Genomic DNA, 24,569 nt, shown 5'->3' with positions numbered 1-24,569 from the left:
ACGGTGGTGCGCGCCCTAATATGCACCGGTGCAGATGTACTTCGAGGTCCCCTACGACGCGCAGCAGTTGCGGCGCACCATCCGGTTCCTGGTTCGCAACCAGCTGATGCTCATCCGCATCCTGGGCGGGGTGCTCGCGCTGCTGGGGCTCCTCCTGGTCGTGCTGGACCCATCGGACCCGTTCGGGTACACGGCGGTGGTCGGCGGACTGGTGCTGGTGTTCGCGATCGGGCCGATCCTGGTGGCGGTGGTGATGCGGATGCAGGCCGCGGCCATCAAGCAGGGATTCCGCCTGGTGCTCAACGACGAGTGGATGCAGATCTCCTACCCGTTGTGCGAGTCGCGGCTCTGGTGGGCCGGTCTCGGGCGCGCGGTGGAAACTCCCGAGGTCTGGTACGTGATGTTCGGCAAGGCGCAGGCCGTGGTGGTCCCGAAGGGCGTGATGACCCCGCAGCAGCAGGCCGAGTTCGCGGACTTCGTCGCGCGGCTGCGGCCCGCCCCGGCCTGACGAGGCGGACCCGCACATGTCCTTTCCCCGCATGGGTTTTCACCGCTGGCGCTAAGATCGTCCGGTAACGTCGCATTGGGCCAGATGGCATGGGGGTGGGTGGCTCGTGGGCGATGAGGGCGAGACGAACAACGAGCAGAGCGGCACGGTCAACGGGCCGGTTGCGCAGGTGGGTGCCGTCTACGGCGGTGTTCATTTCGGCGGCCAGCACCAGGAGCCGGTGGTGCCGCGGCAGCTGCCGCAGGCCGTTGCCCCGTTCGCAGGGCAGGCGGACGAACTGGCCGCGTTGCACGCCGTGCTGGCGGATTCCGCCCGGGCGGTGGTGATCTCGGCGGTCGAGGGCACCACGGGCATCGGCAAGACGGCCCTGGCAGTGCACTGGGCGAATCAGGTGGCGGACCGGTTCCCCGGCGGGCAGTTGTACGCGGACCTGCGGGGTTCTGACCCTTCCGGCTGGCCGGCGCGACCCGGCGATGTGCTCCGGAGTTTCCTGGAAGCCTTGGGAGAAGACAGGATTCCGTCGGACGTTGCTGCTCAGGCGGCCCGGTACCGCACGTTGCTGGCCGACAAGCGGGTTCTGGTGGTGCTGGACGACGTCCGCGACGCCGAGCAGGTGCGCCCGCTGCTGCCCGGTGGTTCCAACTCCTTCATCGTGCTGACCAGCCGAAACCCGCTGACCGGCCTGATCGCCGAGGGCGCCCGCTCACTGATGCTGGACGTGCTCAGCGCGGGCGAGGCGCGCGAGCTCCTGGTACGCCGGTTGGGGGAGGACCGGCTGGCGGCCGAGCCGCAGGCCGCCGACGAGCTGATCGAACTTTGCGGGCGGCTGCCACAAGCGCTGAGTGTCGTGGCGGCCAGCGCGGCGAGCGTGCCGTTTTCCGCGTTGGCAACGGAGTTGCGCAACGCGGTCAGCCCGCCGGGCGTCGGCAACCTGTCGGCGAGGATGGCGGCGGTGCTCGACTGGGCCCGCGCGCGAACGGCGCCACCGCCGGTCGATGGGGACTGGCGCAGCCGCGTGCGGACTCCGGTGTGGCTCCGCAGCCCGAAGGTGCTTTTCGCGGCAGCCGCGGCGGTCGCGGCGACCACGTTGTTCGTCTCCACCCCGATGATCGCCGCTTCGAGCTTCCTGGGGCTCGGCTACCTCTTGACCCGGTTCGCCCTGTTGTTCGCCGGGTTGGTGCTGATGGAGCGCCCCGGCGGACGGGGCGCGGTCGGTAGCGGGCTGGTCGTCGCGAACGCGGTCTACTGCCTCGTGGACGCGCTCGCCTCGATCCACGCCGAGGCCGATGTGTGGGTCTGGCTGGAGTTCTTCGCTGTGATCGCCCTCACCGTCATGCTGGTCATGCGGCTGGCCCCGTTCGACGTGCTGCCCCGGCGCGCCCGCATCGTGCCGCCGACCCAGCGCCCGCTCGCTTACGTCGTGGTGGGCGCAGCCGCCGCGCAGTTCATCCTGCTGTTCGCCGGGATCCCGCACGAATACGGCAGCATGACCGTGCTGGCCGGGGTGGGAGCGCTGGCGGCATTGCTGCCGGTGGTCGCGATCGGCGGGCTGTGCGCGGCCACCGCGCTCACGGAGCCCGGCGACGAATCCCAGCGGGCCTTCGTCGCCGCGACCGTCGCCGCCTACCTCGGCCCGGAACTGCTGCTCCTGCTCGGCTCTCTGCTCCTCGGCCCCCGATTCACCTACCTCGGCAACGCATTCTGGTCAGACGGCGCATATCAGGGTTCCTGGGGCACCTTCGCGGTTGCGCAAGCCGTCGCGGCGGCAGCGCTGCTTGCGTCGACATGGGTGCTGCTCCGGCGCGCCGCCGCACAGGCCTGACCTGGACCAGCCTGCGCTCAGCGATCCAGCCGTTCGGTGGCTTGGGTTGCCTTTTCCCTGGTTGCGCGACCGACCCGCCGCGATACCTCGGTGCTGCGGTTGATTCGCGCGAGCGCGCGTGCCGCGTCGAAGCGAGTTTGATCGATCTTCGCTCCTACTGCTCCCGCACCGCGGTCGTCCTGAAGTGTGAGATGTCGTCTGCGGTAGCTGTTCGTGGGTGCGCGGAGATCGGGGCCGTGCCATTCTCGGCGCCGCGTGATCGTCTCTTCCAAGGAGTGGATCGGTGCCATCGGTTCGTGCAGGTTCGGTTGTCGCGCTGGCGGCGGCGCTGGGTGCGGGGATTCTGGCCCCGACGGCTTCCGCGCAGCCGGATTCGCCGCAAGACCTGGAAGTTCTCTTCGTCGGGGCGCACCCGGACGACGAGGCTTCGCTGCTGTCGACCTTCGGTCGCTGGCAGCACGACCACCAGGTGCGAACCGGTGTCGTGACCATCACCCGCGGCGAAGGGGGTGGCAACGCGGCCGGGCCGGAGGAAGGACCGGCGTTGGGCCTGCTGCGCGAAGGCGAGGAACGCCGTGCTGTCGGAGGTCTCGGCATCTCGGACGTGTACAACTTGGACAAGCCCGACCTCTACTACACGGTGAGCGCGCCGCTGACCGAGCAGGCCTGGCACCACGACGAGGTGCTGGCGAAGCTCGTCCGCGTCGTGCGGCAAACCCGGCCCGAGGTCGTGGTGACCATGGACCCCGCGCCCGCGCCGGGCAACCACGGCAACCACCAGTACGCGGCGCGGCTCGCGCTCGAGGCTTACCGCCAGGCCGCCGATCCCGCGGCGTTCCCGGAGCAGATCAGCGACGAAGGACTCTCGCCGTGGTCCGTGCGCCGGCTGCTGTCCAACGCGGCCGGGGCGGAGGAGGAAGTCCGCGGCCCGGACTGCGAGAAGCGCACCACCCCGGCGGATTCGCCGGGACCCGAGTACTACGTGTACGGGGTCGGCGGGGACACCAACTGGGAGCAGCGGGAACGCGTAGCCGAACGCGTGTACCAGAGCCAGGGGTGGGCCACCCGGCCGGACATCCCGGGCGATCCCGCGCAGATCGGATGCGATCACCTCACCGAGATGGCCAACCGCGCGCCGCACGTGCCAGCGGCGCAAGGCGCGAATGCGCCGTTGCTCGGGGCACTGCTGCCGATTCCCGGCGGCTTGCCGGCCGGAACCGGGCTGACCGCGACCGCAGAGCGCTCGCGGATCACCGCCGGTGGGAGCACGCCGGTTCACGTCGAGGTGACCGCCCCGGCGAACACGGCGTTGCAGGCGGGTCGGGTCGCGCTGGATCTGCCGCCAGGATGGGAAGTCCAGGGCGACGGCGCGTTCGGGCCGCTGGAACCGGGGGCGACCGAACGAGTCGACCTAGCGGTGGCGGTTGCTGGCCAGCACCGATCCGAGCGTGTTCAGGTGCCGGTGCGCATCGAATCCCCGCAGGGCCGCGGGGAAAGCGAGCTGCGATTCGACGTCGTCCCGCCGGTCGTGGCCGAGCAGGCGCCGCTGCCGGGCGTCGCGGAGTTTCAGCGGTGGACCACCGAAGCGCAGCTTCCGCTGCTGCAGAACGAGGTCGCACCGGTCCAGACGGTCCCGGCCCTCGGCGAACGCGATGTGCGAGTGGTCGTGCATAATTACAGCGCGCAACCCCGTTCCGGCACGGTTCGGTTCGTGCCGCCTCAGGGGTTCGAGGTGCCGAACGCCGAGCAGCCGTTCCAGGCAATCGCTCCCGGGGAAACCGCGATGCTCACCTTCGGGGTGCACAGCACGGACCCGGAAATGCCCACCGGAATGCAGGGCGGCGATCACACCTACACCCTGATCACCCGCACCGATGACGGCGCGACGGGCGAGAGCGCCGCAGCCCTGGAACTGGTACCGGCCACGACGATTCCGCAAGCCGGCACCGAGCCGGTGGTGGACGGCGAAGCGGGACCAGGGGAGTACCCGGGCACACCGCTCGACGTATCCGCGCTGTGGGAAGGGGAGGAGTGCGCGGCGCCGGATTGTGCCGCTACCGCGAAGTTTTCCTGGCGCGGTGAGACGTTGTACGCGTTGGTCGATGTAGTGGACGAGCAGCAGGGCGCGCTCCTGACGGCCGAGGACTGCAAGCGGCATTGGCGCACCGACGCCGTCGAGATCACCATCGACCCGAAGGCGGGTTCGGAGAACACGTCGAGCACGTTCAAGGTGGCGGTGCTGCCGACCACCAGTGGATCCGGGGCACCCTGCTACGCCAGGGACGCCGACAACCACCAGGGCCCGGGCGAGGAGACCGCGCCCGGCGTCAAGCTCGCGTCCAAGCTGCGCGAGGGCGGGTACGCGGTCGAGCTGGCCATCCCGCTGCGGGTGCTGCCTGGTTCGGTCGATCCCCGGAAGCTGGGCCTGAACGTCCTGGTGTACGACTCGGACACCCAGGACCTCACCGGTCAGTCCCGGATCGGCTGGTCCACCTGGGGAGGCGTGCAAGGCGACCCGTACCGCTGGGGCTGGGCGATCCTCCAGGGCCGGCCGGCCGACCAGCCGGCCCCGCCACCTGCCCCGGTGCTCCCGCCGGACGCTCTGTCCTCTGTGGACTCTCCGTGGTCGATAGACCAGGCGGTACGGCTGAACACCTCGCTGGGGGGCGCGCCGCCGGCGGGCGACGCGGGAACCCGGCTCACCGGTGCGCAAGCCGGGCATGGTGAGGTTCACCCCCGCCTCGACGTGAACGCCCCGGGCCGGGTCCACTTGTTCGCGCTGGACGCCAACGGAGCAGTCCTGGCGGACCAGCAGCTCGACGTGAACGACCAAGGCGAACGAAACGTCTCGATCAAGGCCGCCAACGGCACCCCGGCGAGGGTCCTGGCCGGCTTCACCACCCCCGGCGGAGCCACCACAGCCTCCGCAACCGATGTGCCGTGAACAGCCAGAACCCTCTTCAGGCGCGGCGTTTCAAGCCGTGGTGCAGGCCGCGGTGTGGGGAACCCAGGCAGACCTCGCGTTCCGGATGTCGGCGGGCGCCGATACCAGCTGGAGGCTGCCCGTCACGTACGAGGCGGCGTCCGAGGCGAGGTACACCACGGCACCGGGGATCTCGTCGGCGTTCGCCCAGCCCTTCAACGCGGTCTTGTCCGCGTCCGCGGCGTACCAGCCCTGATCGCACTTGATCTGCTCGCCAGCGGGGTCTCGAACGGTCCTGGCGCGAGCGGAGTTTGCAGTTGGAGTTGGCTCTCCGACCAACCCGCTGACGCGCATGGTGGACGGGAACGACCGTCGCGGAACGTGGTTGCGCCGCGACGGGTTTCCGGGTCAGATGCCGGTCCGGGACTCGCGCACACTCCGGGCGATGTCGGCGAGCCCGAGCTGGTCGAAGGCCTCGGCGGCGATGTGGCTGCCGATGAGCAGGCTGGAAGTCGCCGCCGGCGACGGGGCGTTGAGCACGTGGATCGCGCGCGGGGTATGGCTGATGACGAAGTCGTCGACCAGCTCGCCGGTGGCCTTGACGGCCTGCGCCCGCACGCCGCTGCCGTGCCGGCGCAGGTCTTCGCCGTTGATCTCCGGCAGCATCCGGCGGACTTCGCGGACGAACAGCGGCCAGATCAGCGATCGGCTGATTTCCGCGAGACCGTAACGCCAATAGCGTCGCGCGAGCCCGCGCAGGGCGGGGTCGCGCAGCAGTTCGCCCAGCATGCGCGGGTCGACGTCGCGCCACCGGTATCCCTGGCGCGCCAGGGCGGGCACGGCGTTGGGACCCACGTGCACGGTGCCGTCGAGCATCGGCGTCACGTGCACGCCGAGGAAGGGGAACTCCGGGTCGGGAACCGGGTAGACAGGATTGTTGATCAGCCCGCGGCGAGCCGGGCGGATCTCGGCGTATTCGCCGCGGAAGGGCATGATCCGCACCGGCGGCAGGTGTCCGGCGGCTTCGGCGATCTTGTCGCTGTGCAAGCCGGCGCAGTTGACGATGATCCGCGCCTGGACCTCGCCGGTGGGCGTGTGGACGACTGTCCGGTCGCGGCCGACGGTGAACGACCGCGCCGGCGAGTTCGTGCGCAGGTCGGCGCCGAGTGCGGCGAGCTCGGCGGCGAAGGCGTGGCATACCTGGCCGAAGTCGGTCATCGCGGTGCCGGCGACTGCCAACGCGCCGACCCCGGCGACGTGCGGTTCCCGCTCGGCGATATCGGCGCGGTTCAACCGCTGCACCGTGACCCCGTTCTGCCGGCCTCGGACTGCGAGCGCGTCGAGCCGCGGCAGTTGGTCCTCGGTCGTGGCGACCACGATCTTGCCCGTGCGCTTGACCGGAACGCCGTGCTCGTCGCAGTAGCGGATGATCGCCTCCCCGCCGGCGCGGGCCAGCCGCGCTTTGAGGCTGCCCGGGGCGTAGTAGAGGCCACTGTGAATCACGTTGCTGTTGTGCCCGGACTGGTGCGCGCCCCACCGCGATTCCTTCTCCAGGACAGCCACGGCGGCGTCCGGGTGTGCGCGCAGCACCGCCCTCGCCGTTGCCAGCCCGAGCAATCCACCGCCGATGATCGCGACGTCGACCTCACCGGACATCCGGGAACCTTCCTCTCGCATTGAACCGCTGCGAATGTATACAGTCGCTGCGGATAGGAGTCTTCGACATCAACTCGATGGTCGGCAAGCCACCGTCGGTGATGGGAGTACCTGTTCACCGACGACGACACTGCCGCCAACCGCGCGTGGCTGGTGCCTTGATGGAGCTTGATCGCGGAGTGGCTGGTCACCGGCCAGGGCACCGGGTGAGCGATCCCGCGCGCGGTCGGCGGTTTCCGCTACGACGAGCTGCGGGCCTCGGTCGTGGTCCTCACGGCGCCATGGATCGTCCGTTACATGATGGTGGGCCTGATCGAAACGGCAGGGGTGACCCGCTTCTTCCCGGACCGGGCAGCGATGAATCAGGAGCGCGCCCGCCGGTCAGATCCCCCCGTCGCGGAACTTTTCGATCATCCGGCGGTCGCGCTTCGTGGGCCGTCCGGCGCCCCGCTCGCGGCGGGCCACCGGCATCGAGACCTCCGGCGGCGGGGCCGGCGTCCGGTCGATGTAGCAGGTGGAGGCATCGGCCGCGCCGACGCGCCGCTGGATCACCCGCACCACCTCGACAATCCGGGTCCGGTCACCGACGCGCGCTCGGATTTCGTCACCGGGGCACACGGTGGTCGCGGGCTTGGCGGGGCGGTCGTTGACGCGCACGTGCCCGCCGCGACAGGCCGCGGCGGCGTCCGGACGGGTCTTGGTCAGCCGGACGGCCCAAAGCCAGCGATCAACACGGGTGGACTCCACAGCACTACATGATTGCACGACCAGCCAAGGCCCGAAGCGGGTGCGGCCGGCGGCCTTCAGGTGACTCCTTGACACGGCACCGGGGTTGTGAGTCTTTGGGTGGCCACGAGACTCACAGCCCCGTGCGGATCAGGCCGCTGGCTGCGCGGAGTGCGGAAGGTCGAACTCGCCGGCGCGCACCCCAGCTACGAAGGCATCCCACTCGGCGGCCGTGTAGGACAGCGTTAACGAGCGCGCGGGGAGCGACTGGAGATCGGCCCCGCCGTCGGTGCGGTGCACGATGCGGATGGTGCCGCTGGTGCCGACGGGAAGTCGCCCGGCGACCTCGGCGAGCAGCGTCGACCAAGCGTTGCCGGGCGCGCTGATGACAGGACCTTCGCCGCGGTCCTTGGAATCCCGAACGTGCACCAGGCCGTCTGCGAAACGGATCTCGACGCAGTTCTGCGAAGGGTTGCTGAATGAACTCTTGAACCAGCTTGTTGTTGGCTTCTGGGACGAGGCAACGGTGTTCATGACGTCTCCATCTCCTTGCGGACCTGATTGATCATCTCAAGCGAAGCATCGAGATCCAGGGAGCGGTCCACCGCTTCGTCGAAGCTGGCGCTGAGTTCGCGCACCACGTGCGGCTTGTCGATCAAAGATCCCGTGGTCACCGACTCCTGCCAGACCATGTCGGGCAACCAGCGAGAATCGAACGACAAGATCACAAGTCCGCCTCCGATGACCGGGTGTGCACCAGCGGTGTAGGGCATAACGTGGATCTTCAGGTGGTCACGGCGTTCTTCGCTGAGCTTGGCCAGTCGTGCGAGCTGGTTGGCCATGATTTCGCGGCTGCCGACTTCTTGCCTCAGGGCAGTTTGTCCAATGACGACGGTGAACACGAGCGGATCCGGTTCTTCGAGGCGAACCTGGCGGGCGAGCCGGGATTCGACGCGTGGCCCGACATCGACGGGTTTGATGTAGGGCGATCCGCCTCGGATCATGGCGCGGGCGTAGTCGCTGGTCTGAAGGAGGCCTGGAATCGTCTCGGCCGCGTACTCGCGTGCTGTTGCCGCACCCGCCGCAAGACCGAGGAAGCGCAGGAAGTCTTCCGAGTACATGCGCGCGTAGTCGTCCCACCAGCCGCGCTGCCCGGCTTGTGCGCGCAGCTCTTCGAGTTCGGCGTGCTCGTCGGCGGAGAGCTCGTAGACGCGCGCGAGTTCGTCGAGCTTGGTCGCGGTGAGCTTGCGCTTCGCGATCTCGATCGACGACATGTTGTTGCCGCCGATGCCGGTCTGCTTGCCCACTGCTGCGGCCGTGAGCCCAAGCTGTTCGCGGCGTTCGCGCAGGCGCATTCCCAGCTCAAGAGCCCGAACGGTGCTCGACGCAGGTGCTTGTCCCATCGATGTAGCTCTCCCTGTGTTCTCGGAGCGGTCGACAGATTGTCGATCTCAGTATCCCAACCGGTCAGCGGGTACCCGATCGATCGATGCCGCTCTGAGTGTTCTTGCGATAACTTGAGTGTACTCACGATGATATTGAGATCTAGTGAGGTTTCTTCAACGTAGTCAGTGTTTAGATCCACTTCACTCGAGGAGGGGCAAATGCAGGAGTCACGCGCCATGTCACGGGCCTGCGGGATATCGGAGAGGGGCGAGGTCCGGTACTTCCAGTACCGTCGGGGCGTTGTCCCGGAGTGGTGTCGGTTCACCCACATCCTTTGCCGCACGAGGGATTCGCTCATCGTCACGTGGTGCCGACAGGTCCTCGAGTTCGACGAAGTCGAGGAATGTTCGCAGCCGGCTGGTTTGACGCTCGGTCTGCCCCGAGCTGTCCGGGAGTGCACGGACTGCATCGTGTCCGCCGCATTCGGAAGCGCTGGTGGGCAAGGAGAATCCGACGCTTTGGCGGCGGACGGCATCCCGGCGCGGATCGACACTCCTGGACAAATGGTGTCCGCCATGCGCTTGCTCCAGGGCGACCTCGCCTGCGAAGCGGAGCAGATCTCCCTCGGTGATGTCGATACGGCAAGCCTTGGATTCCTGGCTGCCGAAACGGAGCGGTTTGCCCGCGCGCTCCATCGGTTCGGGTGGCTCGCTGCACAGCGCTAGTCGTGGGGTCGCGCCCTGCCAGGCCGTGGCGTTCTCACACTGGTCGGGCGCGATTTCGTGAGGAAACGCATGCACGTTTGAAAGAGCGCTCCGCAGCGCGGCGGGGGGTGGGGAATGCACACTGGGGCCGTCAGGTCACGCGTGCCGGGGGCGGCTATGACGGGTGTTCGAGATTCGGTCGGGGATTGGCCGTCGCTGCGCGTGCAGGATTGGGCCGATACTCGCGACACGCTGCACATGTGGACCCAGGTCGTGGGGAAGGTCAGCCCGGTCCACTTCTTCTGGGGCGCGATGGACCTGGCGGTCACCCGGTTCTCCGGCCGCACCGCACCGGAACATCCCGGCGGCGCCCCCAACTGCGCGGACTGGGTGATGGTCGAGGGTTATTCCCACGAGCTCAGCAGCTGCGGCTTCTGGCCGGGCGGACCCGGTGAGGGCACCTTCTACTCTTACGCGTACCCCGAACCCGCCGGGTATGCCCAGCACCCGGTCCGCCCGGACGACGCCTCCTACAACCCCGAGTTCGGCGAATTCCTGCTGCCCTACGAAACCGTGCGAACCGCGGCGGACCCGGATGCAACCCTGCTCGAGTTCCTGCAGACCACCTACGAAGCCGCCGCCGAACGCGGTGGCTGGGACCGCGGCCAGCTGGAAACCACCCGGTAATCGAGGCGTGGTGCGCGTGGGGCGTCGATTACCGGGCGACTCTTCGGCTCTAGGTGAGCAGTTCGCGGATGTCTTCTGCGTTCAGGCCAGCACCGAACAGATTGCCCTCGTCCATAACGCCGGCGAAAAGTTCGCTCTTGCGGGCCTTGAGCGCCATCACCTTCTCTTCGATGGTGTCCCTGGCGATCAGCCGGTACACCATGACGTTCCGTGTCTGCCCGATGCGGTGGGTCCGGTCCACCGCCTGCGCCTCGGTCGCGGGATTCCACCACGGGTCGAGCAGGAAGCAGTAGTCAGCCTCGGTCAGGTTCAGCCCGAACCCGCCGGCCTTCAGGCTGATGACGAAAACCGGGGCCGATCCTTCCTTGAAGCGCTTGAGTACTGATGCCCTGGCCCGGGTCTTGCCGTCGAGGTAGCAGTAGTCCAGACCTTCGGTCGCCAGCCGTGCGCGCACCGTATCCAAAAATCCGGTGAACTGGCTGAACACCAGTGCACGGTGTCCACCGGCGGCCACGTCCCGGAGTTGATCGATCAGCGTGTCGAGCTTGGCGGACGGCATGTCCCGGTGCTCGTCGCCAACGAGCCCGGCGTGCAGGCTGAGCTGACGCAACAACGTCAGCGAACGGAGAATGGTGAACCTGTGCTTGTTCATGTCGTCGATCAGACCGAGCACCTTTTGCCGCTCTCGTTGCAGGTGGGTCTGGTAGAGCTTGCGGTGCCGAGGATGCAGGTCGACGTTCAGGACCTGCTCCTGCTTTTCCGGAAGATCGGCGACGACCTGTTCCTTGGTGCGGCGCTTGACCAGTGGTCTTACTCGTCGCCGAAGTTGAGCGAGCAGTTCCGTGTCGGCCTGCTTCTCGATGGGAGTCGCGTAGTAGTACCGGAATTTCGTCGGATTCGGGAACAGTCCGGGCGAGGTGATCGACAACAGCGACCACAGCTCCATCAGATTGTTCTCCATCGGCGTTCCGGTGACCGCGAGTTTGAACTCGGTGGGCAGCCGCCGGGCGCATTGGTAGATCTTCGACTGGTGGTTCTTGACAAACTGGGCTTCGTCCAGGATCAGCCCGGACCACGGCAGCTCGTGGTATTCGTCGAAATCGATGCGGAACAACGCGTATGACGTGATCACCACATCGGCGCCTTCGATGGCCGCGTCGAGGTCCTGCCCCCGGCGCTGCCGGGTTTCGGTGATCGGCACGGTCGTCAGGCCAGGGGCGAATCGGTCCGCTTCGGAAGCCCAGTTCGACACCACGCTCGTCGGCGCGACGATGAGGAACGGTGCGCCGTCCGGTTCGGTGTCCTTGGCGTGGCAGATCAACGCCAACGACTGCACGGTCTTGCCGAGCCCCATGTCATCCGCGAGGATGCCGCCGAGGCGGTGCCGCCACAGAAACGCCAGCCAATCGAAGCCGTCCCGCTGGTACGAGCGCAGCTGGGCCGCGAGCGTTGCGGGAACATCGGGCGAATCCAGCGACTCCAGGGCCAACAGGCCCTGCACCTGCTTGCGCCAGGCGGTCGCCTGGCCGTCGACGACACCGAGTGCGGCGAGCTCGTCCCACAGCCCAGCCTGGAAGCGGCTGATCCGCAGCGTTTCGCCTGGTGAATCGTGCAGCGTGCGCGCTTCCTCGATCAGCCTGTACAGCGTCTGCAACTCGGGCTTCTGCAGCGAGAAGTATGCTCCGTCATCGAGCAGCAGGTGCGTCTGGTCCGTCGCCAGAGCCGAGAAAACCCGGGCGAACGGCACTTCCCTTCCCTCGATCCTGATGCTCACACCAAGGTCGAACCAGTCTGTTTCGCCGGAAACGTCGTGGGTAGCCACGCCGATCTGCAGCGAGTCGCTTACCTCGCGGTAGTCGGCCGGCTCCCCGCTGACCTCGACGGCAACGCCCGGCTGGTCATCGAGCAGCGGTAACAGCTCGGTGGTGAACCGCATGGTGTCGATGGCGTCGAGCGCGGTGTCGTTGAGCGCGGTGTCGTCGAGCGCGGCGTGACCGCTGCGGCTGAGCTCGAGATCGTAGCCCCGCAGACCGAATTGGTCCAGCGGAGCATTGAGCCCGGCGAGCACTTCGCGCTCGGCGACCAGGTCGCGATAGCCCGCGGCACCTGTCTGGTCCGCGGCCAGCGGTGCGCGTCGCTGCTCCTCGCCGATGTCGTAGGCCCACTCCCAGCTGAGTTCGAGATTGTGCTTAGCGCCGTAGTCGGCATGCAGCACGAGCGTGGGATCCGAGATCGCTGGTGGGGTGAACGACTCGTCGGCGGAGATGATCGGTGCCAGGTGGCGCAGCCGAGGGAAGTATTGCTGGCTGAACCGGGCGCTTTCGGCGGTTGGGATTTCCAGTCGCTGGCCGCTGCGCACCATTTGCTGGAGCTGTTGCGGCACGCCTCTGGCGAGCTTGATGAGGCGAAGCTGGACCTGGCCGAGATCGACGTCGCCTCGAAGCCGTGCGCGGTCTACGCATACCGCGCCATGCCCCTCGCGGCCGATGAACAGGATCGGCACAGCATCGGTGTTTTCGCCGTCGATGTGCAACGTGGGGGCGACCGCCAGCGTGCCGTCGTGCTCCCTGGCGTCCAGACAGAGCTCGCCGGCATAGCGCGCGACATCGCCGAGCGCCTTGCGCGCGTGCACCAACCGCAGCCCGACCGCCTTGGCTTCGTCGAGCAACGGCCACAACTGGCGAGAGCCGAATTCGGACAGGTCGATGGTCTTGACCTCGCCGTAGTAGCCCGAGTGGCGCGAGCTCGCCTGGTAAAAGGCGTACAACTCCTGCAACACCCGCAGGTGCGAGTCCAGGTACTCGCCGTAGTAGTAATGCGGCGAGCTCACTTTCGACCAGTTCAGGTTTCCGGCGACCCAGCCGGACCTGCCCGGCCGCACAAGCCGAGCCATCAACCTGGGTTCGGGAGCCGGCGCCCGGCCGAATGCCGGGGTCTTCTGCACGGAAAGTTCGATCGCCACCGGCAACGCTTCAGCGTCATACGTCGGTTGGTTCGGCTGGGGTTCGAGTAGTGCGCCCAGGACCCGTTCCCAGTCGTCTGCCTGTGCTCGACGCGTGGTCGGTTGTTTCTTCTTCTGGGCCTGCCGCGCCGGACGCGGCGGGGCCGGGCGCTTCTTTCTTTCCTGCGTCGCGGTCAGCACAAGAGCGACCACGTGCTTGCAGTTGAACGAAACCGGACAGTCGCACTTGCCTTTCGCGAACCCGAGAGACGCGCCGCCGAGCTCGCGGAAGTATGCCACCGTCTGGTAGAAATCGCCGGTCCGGCCGTGCACGGTGCCGGCGAGGGCGTTTTCCGGATCGTCCCAGTGCATCCGCACGACCGCGTGCTGCTCGGCGTACTGCACACCACGTGTGTAGGAGCGATCATCGACAACGGCGCGCAGGGTGTCGAGATCGACACCCTGCAAGGACACGAGCTGCATGCGGGCACATTATCGTTCGCCCCCAGGGGGGCCTGCGCCGGTGGCATCGCGTCGGTCGTCAGCCGAGGGCTCGGTCGAGGTTGAAGGCGGCGCTGATCAGGGCGAGGTGGGTGAAGGCCTGGGGGAAGTTGCCCAGTTGTTCGCCGGTGTGGCCGATCTCCTCGGCGTAGAGGCCGAGGTGGTTTGCGTAGGTGAGCATCTTCTCGAAGGCGAGCCGGGCTTCTTCGAGGCGTCCGGCGCGGGTCAGCGCCTCGACGTACCAGAACGAGCAGATCGAGAACGTGCCCTCGGTGCCCGGCAGCCCGTCCGGGCTGGCCTGCGGGTCGTAGCGGTAGACCAGCGAGTCCGACACCAGGTGCTCGCCCAGCGCGTCGAGCGTGGACAGCCACTTCGGGTCCGTCGGGGAGACGAACTTGGTCAACGGCATCATGAGCACCGCGGCGTCGAGCACGTCGTCGTCCTCGTGCTGGACGAACGCGTGCCGCTTGTCCGACCAGCCGCGCTTCATGATCTGCCGGTAGATCGTGTCGCGGGCCTGCCGCCACCGCGGGATGTCGGCGGGCAGACCCCGGTGGTTGGCCAGCCGCATGGCGCGTTCGATCGCCACCCAGCACATCAGCCGCGAGTACAGGAAGTTCTTGCGTCCGCCGCGGGTTTCCCAGACGCCCTCGTCGGGGCGGTCCCAGTTGGCGCAGACCCAGTCCACCACGCCGATCACTTCGTCCCAGCGCTCGCTGGAGATCGGCGCACCCCACTTGTCGTAGAGGTAGATCGAGTCGATCAGCGCCCCGTAGATGTCCAGCTGGAACTGGTGGACGGCGGCGTTGCCGACGCGCACGGGGGCGGAGCCCTGGTAGCCGCTGAGGTGGGGGATTTCGCGTTCGGGCAGTTCGCTGCGCCCGTCGATGCCGTACATGATCTGCAACGGTCCCGATGAGTCGCAGTGGCGGAGGTCGACGTGCTTGGACAGGAACCCCATGAACGCCTCGGCCTCCGCGGTGAACCCCAGCCGCAGCAGGGCGTAAACGCAGAACGCGGCGTCGCGGATCCACACGAAGCGGTAGTCCCAGTTCCGCGCGCCGCCGATGCTCTCCGGGAGGCTCGTCGTCGGCGCGGCCACGATCGCGCCGGTCGGCGCGTAGGTGAGCAGTTTCAGCGTCAGCGCAGATCGGTGAACCATCTCTCGCCACCGACCGCGGTAGCGGGACGCGGACAGCCACTGCCGCCAGAACCGCACCGTGGCGGCGAACTCGCGTTCGGCCTCGGCAAGCGGGCACGTCCGGGGCATCACGTCGCCGCCGACCTGGTCGAGGGCGAAGACCGCGACCTCGCCCTCGTGCAGCTTGAACGCCGACCAAACGTCCGTTCCATCGGGCTCGACCGGCACGCTTGCGGTCAGTGCCAGGGACAGCGACTCCGACTCGAAGATCGCGTGGCAGCCCTCGATGCGCAGGGTGTGCGGACGCGTGGCGTAGTCGAGCCGAGGCGCCACCCGGGCGCGAAACGGCAGCGACCCCCGCACGCACACCACCCGGCGGATCAGCCGGTGCCGGCCTGCCTCGCGCGAGTCGTTCACGATCGGCATGAAGTCCTGGATCTCGCCGACGCCGTCCTCGGCGAAGAACCGGGTGATCAGCACGTTGGTGTCCGGGAAGTAGAACTGCTTGGTCCGCGCGGGCACGTCGGCCGCGAGTTCGAACGAGCCGCCCCGGTCGGCGTCGAGGATGGCGGCGAAGACGCTCGGACCATCGAAGCGGCCGCAGCAGTACCAGTCGATCGTGCCGTTGGTGCCCACCAGCGCCACGCTGCGCAAGTCGCCGATCAACCCGTGGTCGGCGATCGGCAGGAATCCCGGAGGTTGTTGGCTCGGAGTCACGGGCGCCTCCCGTGCGGTGTTCCCCGTGCGCCTGCTCGGCGCCGGGTCCGACACCCTCGTTCTACTATGCGCCCCGGCGATGCACCAGTGTGAACGAGCGTGGCCCGGAATCCGCCGGGCCACCGCTACGCCGTGCCTGCGACGGGCGTCAGGTCAGCTTGATCTGCCGGTTGACGTCCTTGTAGAGCAGGTAGCGGAACTTGCCCGGACCACCCGCGTAGCAGGCCTGCGGGCAGAAGGCTCGCAGCCACATGAAGTCACCGGCTTCGACCTCGACCCAGTCGTCGTTGAGGCGGTACACCGCCTTGCCCTCGAGGACGTAGAGGCCGTGCTCCATCACGTGCGTCTCGGCGAACGGAATCACCGCGCCGGGCTCGAACGTCACGATGTTGACGTGCATGTCGTGCGAGAGGTCGTTCGGGTCGACGAACCGGGTGGTGGCCCACACACCGTTGGTGTCGGGCATCGGTGTCGGCTCGATGTCCTGCTCCTGCACGGCGATCGCCTTCGGCGTCGGGTAGCCCGCCACCGGCTCGTAGGCCTTGCGGACCCACTGGAAGGCCGCCGCGGCGTCGGACTCGTTGGCCACCGACCAGCTGTCGCCCGCCGGGAGGTACGCGTACCCGCCCGCGGTGAGGACGTGCTTCTCGCCCTCGATGACGACGTTCAGCGTGCCGGTGAGCAGGAACAGCACCGACTCGACGCCGCTCTCCGGCTCCGGCTCGGTGCTCCCACCGCCGGGCGAGACCTCGACGATGTACTGCGCGAACGTGGTGGCGAACCCGGCAATCGGCTTGGCGAGAATCCACGCGCGGGTGTTGTCCCACCCGGGCAGGTTGCTGGTGACGATGTCGCGAAGCACGCCACGAGGGATGACGGTGTACGCCTCCTTCACGACGGCCCGGTCGGTCAGCAGCGTGGTCTGCGACGGCAGGCCGCCCTCGGGGGCGTAGTACGTCGGCTCGCTCAAGTTGCAACTCCTGTCTTGATCGACGTTCACACGCTGCCGTGCAGTGCTTGCCGGGCGCGCCGCGGGCGGAGCGTTGTGTGATGCGGACAGCGTAAGACCCTGAAGCGGCTCGGGAACATCCGTGAGTGTTTTTGGGTGCTATGGCACCCACAAACGCTCACGGGTGTCCTTCCGCCACGCGAAGGTGCTGGCCAGCGGCAGGCGTGCGCAGTCGCTGCAGCCGGGCGTTGAGATCGCCGAACTCCCCCGAATCCGTGAGAAGGTGTGTTCGCCACCGAGGATTTCCGGGAGGGCGTCCAGTCCTTCGTGGAACGGCGCGCGGCCGTCTTCCAGGGCCGATGAGCCGAGAACAACGCACAACCAGAAAGCGGGTCTGCTGCATGTCCACCGAGTACGCCCTCGATGGTCCCGTCGCGATCATCCGAATCGAGAACCCACCGGTCAACGGGCTCGGGCACGCCGTGCGCGAGGGCATCGTGCGGGATCTGCGCCGGGCCCTGGACTCCGCCGGCGTGGAAGCCGTCGTGCTGACCGGCCGTCCGGGCTTCTTCTCGGCGGGTGCCGACATCACCGAGTTCGGGACGCCCAAGTCCGCGGCCGAGCCGACGCTCGGCGACGTCATCGCCGCGCTGGAGACCGCCGGCAAACCGGTCGTCGCGGCCATCGACGGCACGTGCTTCGGCGGCGGGCTGGAGCTCGCGCTGGGCGCGCACTACCGGGTCGCCACCGCCGCCAGCAAACTCGGGCTGCCGGAAGTGACGCTCGGGCTCGTTCCCGGCGCCGGCGGCACCCAGCGGCTGCCGCGCGTCGTGGGGCCCGCGGTAGCGGCCGAGATGATCACCAGCGGCAAGCCGCGCACCGCCAAGGCGCTCGCGGGAGTCGAAGGGCAGCGGTTGCTGGACTGGGTCGTGGACGGCGACGTGGTGGCGGCCGCGACGCAGTTCGCCCGCGAGATCGCCGCGGCGCGGCCGCTGCCGAAGGTCCGGGACCTCAGCGTCGGCGGCGTCGAGGAGGTGAGCGCGATGCGCGAGCCGCTGCGCCGTCGCAGCCGCGGGTTCGAGGCGCCGCTGGCCGCGCTCGCACTGGTGGAGCTGTCCGGGACCGCGCCGTTCGACGAGGCGATGGCCGAGGAACGCCGGACGGTCCTGGAGCTGATGGGTGGTCCGCAGTCCGCCGCGCTGCGGCACGCCTTCTTTGCGGAGCGGACCGCCCGCAAGATCCCCGACGTCCCGCGCGACACGCAGGCCCGCGCCGTCGAGAAGGTGTCCGTCATCGGCGCGGGCACGATGGGCGGCGGGATCGCGATGAACTTCCTCGACGCAGGTATCCCGGTCGTGATCGTGGAAACCGGCCAGGAGGCGCTGGACCGGGGGCTGGGCATCATCCGCCGGAACTACCAGGCCCAGGTGAACAAGGGGAAGCTGGCCGCCGACGTGCTCGAACGCCGGATGGCGCTGCTGATGCCGAGCCTCGACTACGCCGACGTGTCCGACAGCGACCTCATCATCGAGGCGGTTTTCGAGGACATGGACGTCAAGCGCGAGGTGTTCACCAAACTCGACGCGGCGGCCAAGCCCGGCGCGGTCCTGGCGTCGAACACCTCGACCCTCGACATCGACGCGATCGCCGCGGTAACGGGGCGGCCCCGGGACGTCGTCGGCATGCACTTCTTCAGCCCCGCCAACGTGATGAAGCTGCTGGAGGTCGTGCGCGGCGCCGAGACCGCCGACGACGTGCTGGTCACGGCGATGACGGTGGGCCAGCGGGTCGGCAAGACCACAGTGGTGTCCGGGGTGTGCGACGGCTTCATCGGCAACCGGATGCTGGCCAAGTACCGGGACGCGGCGATGGAGCTGCTGCGCGCCGGGGCGTCGCCGGCCGAGGTCGACTCCGCGATCGAGGGCTTCGGCTTCGCGATGGGCCCGTTCCGGATGGGCGACCTGGCAGGCAACGACATCAGCTGGGCGATCCGCAAGCGCCGCTATGCGGAGGACCCCGACGCGCCGCGCGACGAGATCTCCGATGCCCTGTGCGAGTTGGGGCGTTTCGGCCAGAAGACCGGGGCGGGTTGGTATGACTACCAGTCCGGAAGCCGCGAGGCGATCCCGAGCCCGGTCGTCGACGAGCTGCTGGCCTCGTTCCACGAGAAGCACGGCATCAAGCGTCGGAGCTTCGAGGCGGAGGAGATCGTGCAGCGCCTGGTCTTCGCACTGGTCGACGAGGGCGCGCGGATCGTCGACGAGGGAATCGCGCTGCGCGGCTCGGACATCGATGTGGTGTACCTGGCGGGCTACGGATTCCCCCGCCACCGCGGCGGCCCGATGCACTACGCGAACGCCGTGGGCACGGCCAACGTGCTGGCCGCGCTGCGCAAGTTCCACGACGAAGCCTGGGAACCGGCGCCGCTGCTGGTCCGGCTGGCCGACGAGTCCGGAACCTTCAAGTGATGTAAGCCCCGACCCGCCCAGCAACGGCCACAGTGGATGCATTTCGCTGATCCGGGTGCGCAGCGCCTCCACGATGGATGATCAGGGGAACGGGGTGCGCGGCTGCTCCTGGCGTTCGCCGTCGATGGTGATCTCCACCCGCTCGTCGTAGAAGCAGGCGAGACCGGCGATCTTCTGGCTCTCCGGGAGCGGCGTGCGGTAGGTCCAGGCGATGTCGGCGTGTTCGGTGCCGTCGATCATCGCGTTCCAGTACGTCGCGGTTCCCTTGTACGGGCATTGGGTTCGCCGGTTCGACGGACGCAGCAAGTCCATCCGGACGTCGGTCAGCGGGAGGTAAGAACGCGGCGGCAGCCCGGTCTCGAACAGGACGTGCGGGCGATGCGAGTCGGCCACGACGACGCCGCAGATCCGCACGGTGACGTGCCGCGAGCTGGCCAGGACGTCGACCCGCTTGTACGGGTCGCGGGGGTGGACGTACACGGGCTCGTCCTCCTCGAACCACTCGTCCATCGCGCCCCATTCGAGCCGCACCAGGTCCGGTGCCGCAGAGGAGTCCGGAAACCGGACGGCGGCGCACTGTCCGAAGTCGGCCGGGCACGCGGCGCAGCGTGGGGCGAACGCCCCATTTCCGGGGTGGTCGGAAGGCTTGATCTCGCGCCTGGCCTTGGGCAAGCTGTTCGCGCAGAACGGGCGGGTCGGGGGCTCAGGCGTGGCACGCCGGGCAAGCGTCCGAGAAGTGGACGCGGCATGCTCTGGAGGCACGAGGAATGCTCACCCCCGACGACGTGCACAACGTTGCGTTCGCCAGGACGTGGCGGCGCAGCCGCGGCTTCGACGAGGCAGAGGTCGACGAGTTCCTCGAACGCGTCGAGGCGACGCTGCGAGGGAAGCGGCTGGTGACCGTACGCGATGTGCTTACCGCCCGGTTCAGCCCGGGCAAACCTGGGCGGGCCTACAAGAGGACCCAAGTAGCTGAGTTCCTGGACCAGATCGCGCTGACCCTGATGAAGCTGGAGGTGCGGGAGTCCGAGCGCCGCGGGCAGCGGGGGAGCCGCACGGCGAGCGAGCGGAAGACTGTGGTCCGGCGCGTCGACCGGGCTGTGGCGGCGCCGCGGCCCGAACCGGCGCAGCGGGCCGCCGAGCGCGTGCCACCGGGACGTGTCGAGGTCTTCGACGGCCACGCGACGTCGCTGTCCGCGCTGGACAAGGCCGAGGTCGACGCGTTCATGGACCGCGTCGAAGCCACCCTCCGTGGCGCTGACACGCTCACCGCGCAGGACGTGCTGGGCGTCCGGTTCAACCCTCCCGGGCCGGGCCAACCGGGTTACCAGGAGGCCAGCGTCTTCGCCTTCCTCGTCATGGTCTCCACGATCATCAAGCACATGACACCGCGCCAGGGGGACCTTCCGACGCGGCGCATCCCGATCGGCCGCGCCTTTCCGCGACCGGTGGGCCCGGAGACGCCCCAGCTCACCTCGGAGGCGATCGGCAGCGTGGTGCTGAGCGGTTCGACAGCGAACAAGCCCGGCTACGACGAGGCCCAGGTCGACGACTTCCTGGACCGCGTCGCCGCGACCCTGCGCGGCACCGACACGTTGACCTCGAAGGATGTGCAGGCCGTCGTCTTCCGCGAGCAACCCGTAGCCGGCGCCGGCTACGACCAGGCGGAAGTCGAATCGCTGCTGGGCCTCATCGCGGACCGCCTGGATAGCGATGCCCCGCCAGCGCCGGTGGGCGTTCGCCCCGGACGGAACCGGGGTGAACGCCCACGCGGTTGATCACGAGCCCAGTGCGTCAGCGGAGCAGTGCCTTGCGGGACAACAAGTTGCCCAGGTACTGGGCCGCCTGCACCAGCACCATGATGATCAGCACCGCGATCGCGGTGATGCCCTACTCGAAGCGCTGGTAGCCCTAGACGAGCGGGCATCGGGCGTCGGCTGGCCGGGATGGCAGTATGGGGCCGTTATGCTCGACTTCCCGGATCTTCCCGTGCGTTCCGTGCTCGACGACGTCACCCGTGCTCTTTCCGAGCACGGCACGGCGGTGCTGGTGGCTCCGCCGGGCACCGGGAAGACGACGTTGGTCCCGTTGGCGCTTGCCGAGCAGGGCCTGCGCGTCGTGGTCGCCGAGCCGCGGCGGTTGGCTACCCGGGCTGCGGCGGAGCGCATGGCGAGTCTGCTCGGCGAGAAGATTGGGCAGCGCGTGGGGTACTCGGTTCGGGGCGAGCGCCGTCGTGGTGCGGAAACGGTCGTCGAGGTGGTGACCTCCGGCCTGCTGGTGCGGAGGCTGCAATCCGACCCCGAATTGTCCGGGGTCGACGTGGTGATGCTCGACGAATGCCACGAGCGGCATCTCGACGCGGATCTCCTCCTGTCGTTGCTGCTGGACGCACGGGACGGTCTGCGGCCGGATCTCCAGGTGCTGGCGACCTCGGCCACGGTGGCGGCCGGCCGCGCGGCGGAACTGCTCGGCGCCGCTCCGGTGCTGGAGGCACACGCGCGGACGCACCCGGTCCGAACCGCGTACCTGCCGCCGGCGCGAGGCGAGCGGATCGAGTCTTGCGTGGCGCGGGCGGTGCGCACCGCGCTGGCCGAGCAAGACGGCGATGTGCTGGCGTTCCTGCCCGGGGCCGCCGAAATCCGCCGCGTCGCTGGCCAACTCGATAGGTCCGATGTGGACGTTCTGCCGCTGCACGGGCGGCTCAGCCACGCGCAGCAGGATTCGGCGCTGCGGGTGGGGGAGCGGCGCCGGGTGGTGCTGGCGACGGCGGTCGCGGAATCGAGCCTGACCGTGCCCGGGGTGCGCGCCGTCGTGGATTCGGGCCTTTCCCGGGTGTCGAGGGTGGACAACCGGCGCGGCCTGGCCGGGCTGGCCACGGTTCGGGTGTCGGCGGCGGTGGCCGAGCAGCGGGCGGGCCGCGCCGGCCGGCAGGGGCCGGGGGTGGTGTACCGGTGCTGGCCGGAGCACGAGCACAGCACGCTGCCCGCCTACCCGGAACCGGAGATCCGGACGGCGGACCTGACCCGGCTGGCCCTGGAACTGGCGTGCTGGGGAACGCCTGACGGGACGGCGCTGACGTGGTGGGACAAGCCGCCCGCCGGTGCGCTTGCGGCGGGCCGGGAGGTGCTGCGCGGGCTCGGCGCGTTGGAACCCTCCGGTGCGGTGACCGACCGGGGCCGCCGGATGGCCGAACTGGGCCTGCATCCGCGGCTGGCCCGGGCCTTGCTCGACGGCCGCGAACTGGCGGGTGTGGATATCGCCACCGAGGTCGTCGCCCTCCTCGACAACGATGCCCTGACCAACGAAATCGACGTGACAACCGCACTTTCCCGATTGCGGCGGGGCGCGCCGGGCAGCGATCGGTGGCGCCGCGAGGTCCGCAGGCTGCGTGCGTCGGTGCAGCCGCACCCCGGCACCTCCGATCGCGACGATGCGGCGCTGGTCGTCGCGCTTGCGCAGCCCGAGCGGCTCGCGCGGCGCCGGGGAGCGGACTCGGCGGTGTACCTGATGGCGTCCGGCACGGCGGTGGAGTTGCCCGGCAACTCCGGGTTGCGCGGCTCGGAATGGCTTGTCGTGGCTGTCGCCGACCGGGCCCCTGGCAGCGCTTACGGCACCGTCCGCATGGCCGCGCCGGCAGACGAGGAACTGGCCCGGAGCGCGGCGCCCGCCCTGGTGACCACCGGCGACGAGATCGGCTGGGCCGACGGCGATGTGCGCGCGGTCCGGATCGAGCGGCTCGGCGCGATCGTCCTGAGCCAGCGGCCGATCCGCGACCCAAACCCCACCGAAGTCCGGAAGGCGCTGCTGGCGGGCCTGCGTGCCGAGGGGCTGGAACTGCTGTCCTGGAAGGAAGATGCGCGGCGGCTGCGCCAGCGGCTCGGGTTCCTGCACGCCGCGCTCGGCGATCCCTGGCCCGCCACCGACGACGGAGCGCTTCTGTCCGCAGTGGACCATTGGTTGGAGCCGGAGCTCTCGGCGGCCCGGCGGCGGGCCGATCTCCGGATTCCGGCGGGCGTCGCGTTGCGACGGCTGATCCCCTGGTCGGCCGCGGGTCGGCTGGACGAGCTCGCGCCGGATCGGATCGAGGTCCCGTCCGGCTCCCGCATCAAGGTGGACTACCGGGACGACCGCCCCGCACTGCCCGTGAAGCTGCAGGAGGTCTTCGGCTGGCAGCACGTGCCCCGCATCGCCGACGGCCGGGTCCCGGTCGTGCTGCACCTGCTGTCCCCGGCAGGGCGACCGGCGGCGGTCACGGCCGACCTCGGCTCGTTCTGGCGCAGCGGGTACCAGCAGGTGCGCGCGGAACTTCGCGGTCGTTACCCGAAGCACCCGTGGCCGGAAGACCCCGCCACCGCGACCCCCACCCGCCGCACCCGGAGGTGAACCCGGCTCGTCGTGCCGCCGCGCACTGCCGGAAGGCGTCCCCATCAGCCGGGCGCAAGTACACGATCCGTTCACCCCTTCCGGGGATATCGCGACATGATGTGTGGCGCGGAGCGTAACCGCTGGCAATGCCGGGGCAAAGGAGCGCATGGCCGCAGGCGGGCGCAGCATCCTGCTGCACGCTGGGTTCTCGGCCGAGCTGACCTGGCAGGTTATGCGCGAATTCGGCGTCACGAACTTCGCCGCCGCGCCCACGGTGTACCGCAGCCTGCGGACCGGCGCGGCCGCGGTTCCCGACGGGATCCGGCTCCGCCGTGCATCCTCGGCCGGGGAACCGCTGACCCCGGAGGTCGTGTCCTGGTCTGAAGACCAACTGGGCGTGACGGTGCGCGACCACTACGGCCAGACCGAGCACGGCATGGTCATCGTCAGCGGCTGGGCCGACGGCGTTCGCCAGCCGGTCAAACCGGGGTCGATGGGCGCGGTGCTGCCGGGATGGTCCGCCGACGTGCTGCACGACGACCGCGACGAGCCGGCGCCCCCGGGCACCGCCGGGCGCATCGCGCTCCGCGTCGCGGACAGCCCGCTCATCTGGTTCTCCGCCTACACCGACGCACCGGAGAAGACCGCCGAACGCTTCTCCGCCGACGGACGCTGGTACCTCACCGGCGACGCCGGGACGCGGGACGCCGACGGGGCGTTCTTCTTCTCCTCCCGCGACGATGACTTGATCATCATGGCCGGGTACCGCATCGGCCCGTTCGACGTCGAGAGCGTCCTGGTGCGCCACGACGCGGTGGCGGAGGCGGCCGTCATCGGCGTGCCCGACGCGCTCCGCGGCGAGGTCCTGGAGGCCTACGTCGTGCTCCGCGCCGGGGCCACCGGCGACGAGGCGTTGGTCGCGGACCTCCAGCAAGTGGTGAAGCGCAAGTTCGCCGCGCAGGCCTAGCCGCGCGCGGTGCACTTCGTCGAACAGCTCCCGAAAACACCGAGCGGCAAGATCCAGCGATTCCTGCTGCGCCGGCAGCGCCGGGCCGACGGCTGACTTCGGCACCCA

Annotated in this window: 18 protein-coding genes and 1 pseudogene; 9 read left to right on the top strand and 10 right to left on the bottom strand. The window is 69.1% G+C overall.

The window, feature by feature from the left end; genetic code table 11:
- Positions 1–34: 34 nt before the first annotated feature.
- Positions 35–508, top strand: a complete 474-nt coding sequence (locus ACRXBZ_RS00745; protein ID WP_246869264.1) for a YcxB family protein — start codon at positions 35–37, stop codon at positions 506–508.
- 106 nt (positions 509–614) lie between these two features.
- Positions 615–2,330, top strand: a complete 1,716-nt coding sequence (locus ACRXBZ_RS00740) for an NB-ARC domain-containing protein (RefSeq protein WP_433877291.1) — start codon at positions 615–617, stop codon at positions 2,328–2,330.
- Positions 2,331–2,347: 17 nt separating this feature from the next.
- Here ACRXBZ_RS00740 and ACRXBZ_RS00735 read toward each other — a convergent pair whose 3' ends face one another.
- Complete coding sequence (locus tag ACRXBZ_RS00735) at positions 2,348–2,602, bottom strand: hypothetical protein (protein ID WP_433877290.1); 255 nt, start codon at positions 2,600–2,602, stop codon at positions 2,348–2,350.
- An 11-nt stretch (positions 2,603–2,613) separates the two neighbouring features.
- Here ACRXBZ_RS00735 and ACRXBZ_RS00730 point away from each other — a divergent pair, with 11 nt between their 5' ends.
- The gene (locus tag ACRXBZ_RS00730; RefSeq protein WP_433877289.1) at positions 2,614–5,274 is read left to right on the top strand and encodes a sugar-binding protein; all 2,661 of its coding nucleotides are present in this window, start codon (positions 2,614–2,616) and stop codon (positions 5,272–5,274) included.
- A 30-nt stretch (positions 5,275–5,304) separates the two neighbouring features.
- Here ACRXBZ_RS00730 and ACRXBZ_RS00725 read toward each other — a convergent pair.
- From ACRXBZ_RS00725 to ACRXBZ_RS00705, 5 genes and pseudogenes are all read right to left on the bottom strand, one after another.
- Positions 5,305–5,558: pseudogene (locus tag ACRXBZ_RS00725) on the bottom strand (SDR family oxidoreductase); the annotation flags it as partial.
- A 103-nt stretch (positions 5,559–5,661) separates the two neighbouring features.
- Positions 5,662–6,909 (bottom strand): L-2-hydroxyglutarate oxidase, encoded by a 1,248-nt coding sequence (gene lhgO / locus ACRXBZ_RS00720; RefSeq protein WP_433877288.1) that lies wholly within the window; start codon positions 6,907–6,909, stop codon positions 5,662–5,664.
- A gap of 381 nt (positions 6,910–7,290) precedes the next feature.
- Positions 7,291–7,656, bottom strand: coding sequence for an RNA-binding S4 domain-containing protein (locus tag ACRXBZ_RS00715; RefSeq protein ID WP_190823786.1), 366 nt, complete (start codon positions 7,654–7,656; stop codon positions 7,291–7,293).
- A gap of 129 nt (positions 7,657–7,785) precedes the next feature.
- The gene (locus tag ACRXBZ_RS00710) at positions 7,786–8,169 is read right to left on the bottom strand and encodes a DUF397 domain-containing protein (protein ID WP_433877287.1); all 384 of its coding nucleotides are present in this window, start codon (positions 8,167–8,169) and stop codon (positions 7,786–7,788) included.
- Positions 8,166–9,038: a helix-turn-helix domain-containing protein gene (locus ACRXBZ_RS00705; protein WP_433877286.1), complete on the bottom strand. Its 873-nt coding sequence runs from the start codon at positions 9,036–9,038 to the stop codon at positions 8,166–8,168. Before ACRXBZ_RS00705 ends, ACRXBZ_RS00710 begins: the two co-directional genes overlap by 4 nt.
- 501 nt (positions 9,039–9,539) lie before the next feature.
- Between ACRXBZ_RS00705 and ACRXBZ_RS00700 the strand changes: the two genes are divergently transcribed.
- A complete protein-coding gene (locus tag ACRXBZ_RS00700) occupies positions 9,540–9,746 on the top strand; it encodes a hypothetical protein (protein WP_433877285.1) in 207 nt (68 codons plus the stop codon).
- Positions 9,747–9,902: 156 nt separating this feature from the next.
- A complete protein-coding gene (locus ACRXBZ_RS00695) occupies positions 9,903–10,412 on the top strand; it encodes a DUF5996 family protein (protein ID WP_433877284.1) in 510 nt (169 codons plus the stop codon).
- 49 nt (positions 10,413–10,461) lie between these two features.
- On the opposite strand, the gene ACRXBZ_RS00690 is transcribed toward ACRXBZ_RS00695, so the two are convergent.
- From ACRXBZ_RS00690 to ACRXBZ_RS00680, 3 genes are all read right to left on the bottom strand, one after another.
- Positions 10,462–13,836, bottom strand: a complete 3,375-nt coding sequence (locus ACRXBZ_RS00690) for a DEAD/DEAH box helicase (RefSeq protein WP_433877283.1) — start codon at positions 13,834–13,836, stop codon at positions 10,462–10,464.
- Positions 13,837–13,894: 58 nt separating this feature from the next.
- Entirely contained in the window at positions 13,895–15,712 is a 1,818-nt protein-coding gene (locus tag ACRXBZ_RS00685; protein WP_433877282.1) for a glycoside hydrolase family 15 protein, read from the bottom strand.
- A 148-nt stretch (positions 15,713–15,860) separates the two neighbouring features.
- Complete coding sequence (locus ACRXBZ_RS00680; protein WP_433877281.1) at positions 15,861–16,682, bottom strand: bifunctional allantoicase/(S)-ureidoglycine aminohydrolase; 822 nt, start codon at positions 16,680–16,682, stop codon at positions 15,861–15,863.
- 380 nt (positions 16,683–17,062) lie between these two features.
- Here ACRXBZ_RS00680 and ACRXBZ_RS00675 point away from each other — a divergent pair, with 380 nt between their 5' ends.
- Complete coding sequence (locus ACRXBZ_RS00675) at positions 17,063–19,129, top strand: 3-hydroxyacyl-CoA dehydrogenase NAD-binding domain-containing protein (RefSeq protein WP_433877280.1); 2,067 nt, start codon at positions 17,063–17,065, stop codon at positions 19,127–19,129.
- A gap of 81 nt (positions 19,130–19,210) precedes the next feature.
- On the opposite strand, the gene ACRXBZ_RS00670 is transcribed toward ACRXBZ_RS00675, so the two are convergent.
- A complete protein-coding gene (locus ACRXBZ_RS00670) occupies positions 19,211–19,801 on the bottom strand; it encodes a DUF427 domain-containing protein (RefSeq protein WP_433877279.1) in 591 nt (196 codons plus the stop codon).
- 95 nt (positions 19,802–19,896) lie between these two features.
- Between ACRXBZ_RS00670 and ACRXBZ_RS00665 the strand changes: the two genes are divergently transcribed.
- From ACRXBZ_RS00665 to ACRXBZ_RS00655, 3 genes are all read left to right on the top strand, one after another.
- Positions 19,897–20,907 carry a DivIVA domain-containing protein gene (locus ACRXBZ_RS00665; protein ID WP_433877278.1) on the top strand — a complete coding sequence of 337 codons (1,011 nt, stop codon included), beginning with the start codon at positions 19,897–19,899 and terminating at the stop codon, positions 20,905–20,907.
- Between the two features lie 187 nt (positions 20,908–21,094).
- Positions 21,095–23,512, top strand: a complete 2,418-nt coding sequence (gene hrpB / locus ACRXBZ_RS00660) for an ATP-dependent helicase HrpB (RefSeq protein WP_433883771.1) — start codon at positions 21,095–21,097, stop codon at positions 23,510–23,512.
- A 148-nt stretch (positions 23,513–23,660) separates the two neighbouring features.
- Positions 23,661–24,461 carry an AMP-binding protein gene (locus ACRXBZ_RS00655; RefSeq protein ID WP_433877277.1) on the top strand — a complete coding sequence of 267 codons (801 nt, stop codon included), beginning with the start codon at positions 23,661–23,663 and terminating at the stop codon, positions 24,459–24,461.
- The last annotated feature ends 108 nt before the right edge of the window (positions 24,462–24,569 follow it).

The organism is Saccharopolyspora hattusasensis (assembly GCF_050972075.1).
GTDB classification, from domain to species: domain Bacteria; phylum Actinomycetota; class Actinomycetes; order Mycobacteriales; family Pseudonocardiaceae; genus Saccharopolyspora; species Saccharopolyspora hattusasensis.
Note: the sequence above shows the minus strand (reverse complement) of the source record. Positions and strands in the feature narration are given on the sequence as shown.